General features: G+C 60.2%; 3 protein-coding genes. All 3 read right to left on the reverse strand.

What is annotated here, in order from left to right; all coding sequences use genetic code 11:
- Nucleotides 1–721: 721 nt before the first annotated feature.
- The 3 genes from NW828_RS13525 to bchD all read right to left on the reverse strand — a co-directional run bounded on the left by NW828_RS13525 (nucleotide 722) and on the right by bchD (nucleotide 5238).
- Entirely contained in the window at nucleotides 722–1783 is a 1062-nt protein-coding gene (locus NW828_RS13525) for a sensor histidine kinase (RefSeq protein WP_011432354.1), read from the reverse strand.
- 582 nt (nucleotides 1784–2365) lie between these two features.
- Nucleotides 2366–3094: a DUF2993 domain-containing protein gene (locus tag NW828_RS13530; protein ID WP_414384415.1), complete on the reverse strand. Its 729-nt coding sequence runs from the start codon at nucleotides 3092–3094 to the stop codon at nucleotides 2366–2368.
- 125 nt (nucleotides 3095–3219) lie between these two features.
- Nucleotides 3220–5238 (reverse strand): magnesium chelatase ATPase subunit D, encoded by a 2019-nt coding sequence (gene bchD / locus NW828_RS13535; RefSeq protein ID WP_414384416.1) that lies wholly within the window; start codon nucleotides 5236–5238, stop codon nucleotides 3220–3222.
- Between the last annotated feature and the right edge of the window lie 199 nt (nucleotides 5239–5437).

Here is a 5437-nt window from a genome sequence, read left to right on the forward strand (position 1 = left end):
CCCTTCCCCAGCCTCCCTGGCTACTGCCAGCTTGCAAAACAAGTCTAATCCACAGGGAACGGTGCATCGGCAGGCAGGATGGACTCCTGCACCCAGGAACCCCTGTCCACCGGCCAAGAGCAAGAGGCATCTGGATCAATCCGGTACTTGTAGGTTACCGCCAGCATAAGTAGGTTTTACTACAGATTTCGCTCAACAGATTTCGCTCAGAGGTATGGCGGGGATCCCTGTATCCCGGTGCTTACCCTGCGGGTAGAGTGCAGGACTGATTGCCCCTGCACCCCCGTTAGTTACCGCTAGCTACACCGCCGGGAAGCCCCGCCCTCTATTAGTTAGTGGCTAGTGAATAGTGAATAGTCACTATCCACTAACCACTATCCACTATTCACTATCCAGGGTGAGGGTCGGGATGAAAGGCGGGGACATGATGTTTTGTCCTTACTGGTGCCATAAAAAGTAGCGGGGTTTTATACACTGCCGCTATAGACATCAAGTACAGGGGCGGGGCATCCCGTCCTTTTCGCGTTAGCGGGACGTAGTCCTTAAGCCCAGGAAATGTCCTTTTTGCGCTAGCGGCGCGGAGCGCTAACCGGAGTCACTGGGAAGCCCGCACTCTCTCGCTTTAGCGGCGCGGAGCGCTTTGCATCAACATGAGTGCGGGAGTATGTCACTTAAAATGTAAAATGACTACACCAGTCTTGTTCAGCACCAATCTATTGGGTTAGCGCAACACCAGGGCTAGAGCAGTCCCTTGGGATCCCGTCTCGACCAACCGCAAGTCCCCCCCGTGGGCCTGCAGGATGCGCCTGGCGATATATAGCCCCAGACCTCCTGAGCCGGTTGGGTAGTGGTGGCCGGCAATGTGAATGGGCTGGGTCACGTAGGGTTGGGCCAACTCTTCTAGGGGAGCCGGCAAGCCGGGGCCATCATCCTGCACCTGGATCTGGTGGGGGCTGACGATTAACACCACCGCATGGCGTGCGTAGCGCAAGGCGTTGTCCACCAGATTCACCAGCGCCCGCTCCAGCTCTGCCTCATCGGCGTTGCCCCACCCTTCTCCTTCGACTCGCAGATCGATCCCCCGCTCCTGGGCCAGGGATCCCATGCGCTCGGCCACCTTTCTGGCCAGGGATCCCAGATCACAAGGCCGAGGATGCAACTCGATCTCTCCCCGCTCCAGGCGGTGAGCCTCCACCATTTTCTGCACCAGAGAGAGATTGTGTTGATTTTCCTGCAGGATGCGATCCAGCAGAGCGCGACGTTGCTCCGGCTCGAGCTGTTGATCCTGTTTAAAGGCGCTCAGCAGGTGCCCAAAGGCGATGAGGGGGGTTTTGAGGTCGTGAACGAGGGTAGCGGTAAAGGCTTCTCGCCGCATTTGATCGATCTGGATCTGGCGCAGCAACTGGGCAAAAGCCTGCCGCAAGATCAGGGCTTCCTGGGGATCCCCGGGGCGGAGCAGCAGATTCCAACGGGCGGGCTGGTTAATCAAGGTTTCCAAATGAGCCAACTCGCGGGCCAGCAGGGTGAGGGGGCGCAAAATCATGGAGGACAGAGCATAGCCCACCACCGCCGACAGCACCGCCAGCAACGGGATCCACAGCAGCAGCAGGAGGATCCCTTCAGTGCTGAACTGCGTGTCGGGCCAGATCCACTGCACCGACAGGATGAAAACCAAGTTGGGGACGAACGAAAGGCTGGCAATGACCAATGCCACCTGGGTGCGCAAGCTGTGGGGAAAGCGGCGGCGCCAAAACTCAAGTACGCGGAGTGGTTGCTGTTTCAAACTCGGTGCGCTCGCTTTGACAAGACCTGCTTAAATAATGAACCAATGGTACGGAAGAATGAACATCCCCTCACGGTCAAGGCTGAAGAGTTCTTTGATCCCAGAACGACCCTTGTGTTTTGAGCCACTTCATCCTTCTGAACAGGGGGGATGCTGTAGCCCCAGCTTTTAGGATACCCAACTGCCCCACTCTTTAGAGCTAGAGAAGCCGCGCCGTATTCCGGTTGGCAAAGCTGCGGACATCACAGCAAAGGCAGCTTGATCCCCGGGCGTAACCAACGTTGAGCAATCATAGTCGTTTCAGGTTAGGGTGAGGCGCCTGGGCCATTGAGAAAAGCCTTTGGCCGCATGCATTATTGCTCGGCAACGCTGACGCGACGACGCGACCAACGTTTTGGGTGTAGTGTCCCAGTTTGGGTCAAAGGACTACAAGTTCAACAGATCAAGATCGAGGGGCAGAGCGGAGCTCTCAAGCTCCTGAGGCATGAAAAAACCTCTGGGAGTCTGTCCGTGTTTCGACCCCAGAGGCTTCTTCTCTTCACTCCTCACCACTATTGAGCGTAGCCGCCCTTCCAAAGGCTGTCAAGCACTTTCCCATTGGGGTTGGCGTGTGGGAAATTGCGCTAGGGTGGCACTGCCGTACAGGATCATCTGCTGGGGCTGCAAGTTCACCCGGTCTACCCGCAGCTCAGTGCCTCGCAAGGCGAGCCGATCCAAATCCAGAAGCCCATTCAGGCAATCTACCAAGGCCCGGCTCAAGGCCAGCTCCTCTTCTGTGCTGCCTGCAAACACCGGATCTGTAAAGCGGATGCGACGCCGCTCCAGCACCTCAACTTGGGCGGAAAAACCGACGCGGAAAGCCCTGGCTTCTCCCTGCTGTACGTTTGCCTGGAATTGCAGTCGTCGCGCCGGGGTGATGCTGATATGGACGTGATGGAAGGATAGGGGGCTGCCATCCTGTCCCACCAGGGCCAGCCTGTTCAGCACAAAAGGTGTGTTAAACGATTGCGCCAGATCGTCTTCGCTCAGCACCACGCGCATTGTGGCCTGTACTGGCTGGCGCAGCTTGATCTTCCCCTGCCAAATTTGGCTGAAATCGATGGCCACCGCATTGCAGAATAGCTCCAGAGCCGAAAGCCTCAGGCCGTTGTACATCTGCAGATGCTGGCCCAACAGTTCAAAGCTGTCGATACGACCCTGCAACAATTTGGCAACAGGCTCCACTCGCACGCGCACCTCCAGCCGCTCTGCATGCTTAAAGAGGGCACGAATGGCTGCGCTTACCCCCCGACTGACCCAATCGACAGCCATGGGATTCTGGAGGGAAAGTTGGGGCAGGAGTCCTGTAGCCATGGGACAAGGTGAAGTTCGCCTACAGGGATCATAACCAACCATTAAGAAAAGTTACAACCTCCGCCGACGGAGAGGCTGTTCTCTCAGGGGTAGGTGCGTCCCTCCTGCATAGCCGAGCGGGCCACGGCTGCGATCCCCTGGTCGGTGGCACGGGGCAGATGAAAGTACCGTCCGCCCGCCAATTCCGCCAGCTCGGCGCTGAAGCCGGTGGTTACAAAGCGGCTTTGGGAATCGATCAAAAGCAGCTTCAACCCCAGGGCGCGGATGCGCAGGGCGATCTCCCGCAGCTCTTGCTTGAGGTCGATGGGATCCGCTCCCAACTGGCTTTTGCTGTCGCTCCGTCCCAAGGAGCGGCTGAGGGGAATGTTGGCCCGGCCATCGGTGAGAGCTACCAGCATCACCTGACCTACATCGCCAGCGGTGCGGGCATTGACTCCCATGCGCACGGCTTGGGTGAGGGCATGGGCGAGAGGGGATCCCCCGCCACAGGGCAGGGATTCCAGACGGCGGCGGGCCAGCTCGATGGAGCGGGTGGGGGGGAGCAACACTTCGGCAGTTTCCCCACGAAAGGCGATGAGGGCCACCTTGTCACGGTTTTGGTAAGCCTCGGTGAGCAGGCGCAGGGCGGCACCTTTGGCCGCTTGCATGCGGTTGAGGGCCATGGAGCCGGAGGCATCCACCACAAAGATCACCAGGGCTCCGGCCTTGCGAACCAGCTTTTTGGCGCGGATATCGCTCGGTTCCACGACGACGGCGCGTCCCGGTTGTCGCTGGCGGCGGCTCTTCTGGTAGGGAGCAGCGGCTCGCAAGGTGGCATCGACGGCAATGCGGGGGTTGGATCCCTGGGGCAGGATGGGCTTGATGTAACGGCCCCGGTCGGCGCTGAACACCAGGCTGCGGGATCCCGTTTTTCCCTGCTGGTTGAGGGACTGGGCAAAGGCCAGCAGGCGCGGGTCGAGGGCAATGCGCTCCGGCTCGAAGAAAAACTCTTCCGGCAGACTCAGGTTTTCCGGTTGGGGATCCGTTTCCTCTCTATCTTCCCCATCCTTGTCGGGATCCGGCGGCGGGGGATCCGACTGTTGGGATGGTGGCGGGGGGGGAGGCGGGGGCTGGTCGGGGTCGTAACGGGCGCGGGGCAGCAGCACCAGCTGCACGGCCTGCTGCAGATCCTCGGCCAGGAGGCGATCCCGCCCCTCCAGCGCCGCCAGGGCACAGGCGGCTCGCAGGGCAAATTGTTCTCCCCGGTGCCCTTGGACGTTGCCGCGGATGGCCTCCTGCACCAGGTAGAGGAGCTGTTCCCGCTGCGGCTTGACCTGGGGCAGCCACTCCCGCGCCAGGAGGATGCGGGTGCGGATTTCCTCCAGTTCCGCCTGGTGCTCGGCCAGGAAGGGCTCGGGAGCATCGACAAATTGCGTTGCCCGTTGGACAATTTCCCCTCGCTCTTCTAGGCTCAGCTCCTGCCCCACCGGCACCACCAGTGCCAGGCGATCCAGCAGGTGGGGGCGCAGGGATCCCTCTTCGGGGTTGTAGGTGGCCACCAAGAGAGGCCGGCAGGGGTGTTGCAGACTCAGCCCCTCCCGTTCCAGGCGGTTGACCCCATCCCCCACCACCGTCAGCAACAAGTTGACGATGGCGTCGTCCAAGAGGTTGATGTCATCCACATAGAGCACGCCCCGGTGGGCGGCAGCCAAGATCCCTGGCTGGAAGACCGTTTCCCCCTGCCTGATGGAGGCCTCCACATCGACGGATCCCAGCAGCCGATCTTCGGTGACGCCCAGGGGAACCTGGACAAAGGGGGGCGATATCACTTGGGTGGGCGGCACCTCTCCGGCTGGGTAGCGAGCCTTGGCCCAGTCGGACCAGGTATCCGGCTGCGCTGGATCGTCGTTGCAATAGGATCCCGCAATCACCTCGATGGGCGGTAGCAAGGCGTGGATCCCTCTGGCCAAAACCGACTTGGCGGTGCCGCGAGGCCCCACCAGCACCACACCCCTTAGGCTGGGATCCACTGCTGCCAGCAGCAGAGCCAGCTTGGCCGCCTGTTGCCCCACTACAGCGGTGAGGGGAAAGGTACAAGGAGCGGATAGAGTTGCGGATCCCATGGTTGGCGGGTAGGCTTGGCGAGCAACGGTTCAATCGAGCAGATTCGCAGCGGAGCGGGAGCTGTACACCCCAGTCTATCGCTTGAGTGCTCCGCACCGCCTTTGCAACTGAGATTTTCTGGGGAGCATGCCTCTAACCCCCAAAACCCTGAACTTTGCTGAATTTACTGAGCTTTAGGCGGTTTGGCAAAAGTCATTG

Source organism: Synechococcus sp. W55.2 (assembly GCF_047461635.1).
GTDB lineage: Bacteria > Cyanobacteriota > Cyanobacteriia > Thermostichales > Thermostichaceae > Thermostichus.

Excerpts from the sequence above, each read along its gene's own strand:
- NW828_RS13530 (WP_414384415.1), bottom strand. The coding sequence starts at position 3,094 with ATGGCTGTCGATTGGGTCAGTCGGGGGGTAAGCGCAGCCATTCGTGCC.
- bchD (WP_414384416.1), bottom strand. The coding sequence starts at position 5,238 with ATGGGATCCGCAACTCTATCCGCTCCTTGTACCTTTCCCCTCACCGCT.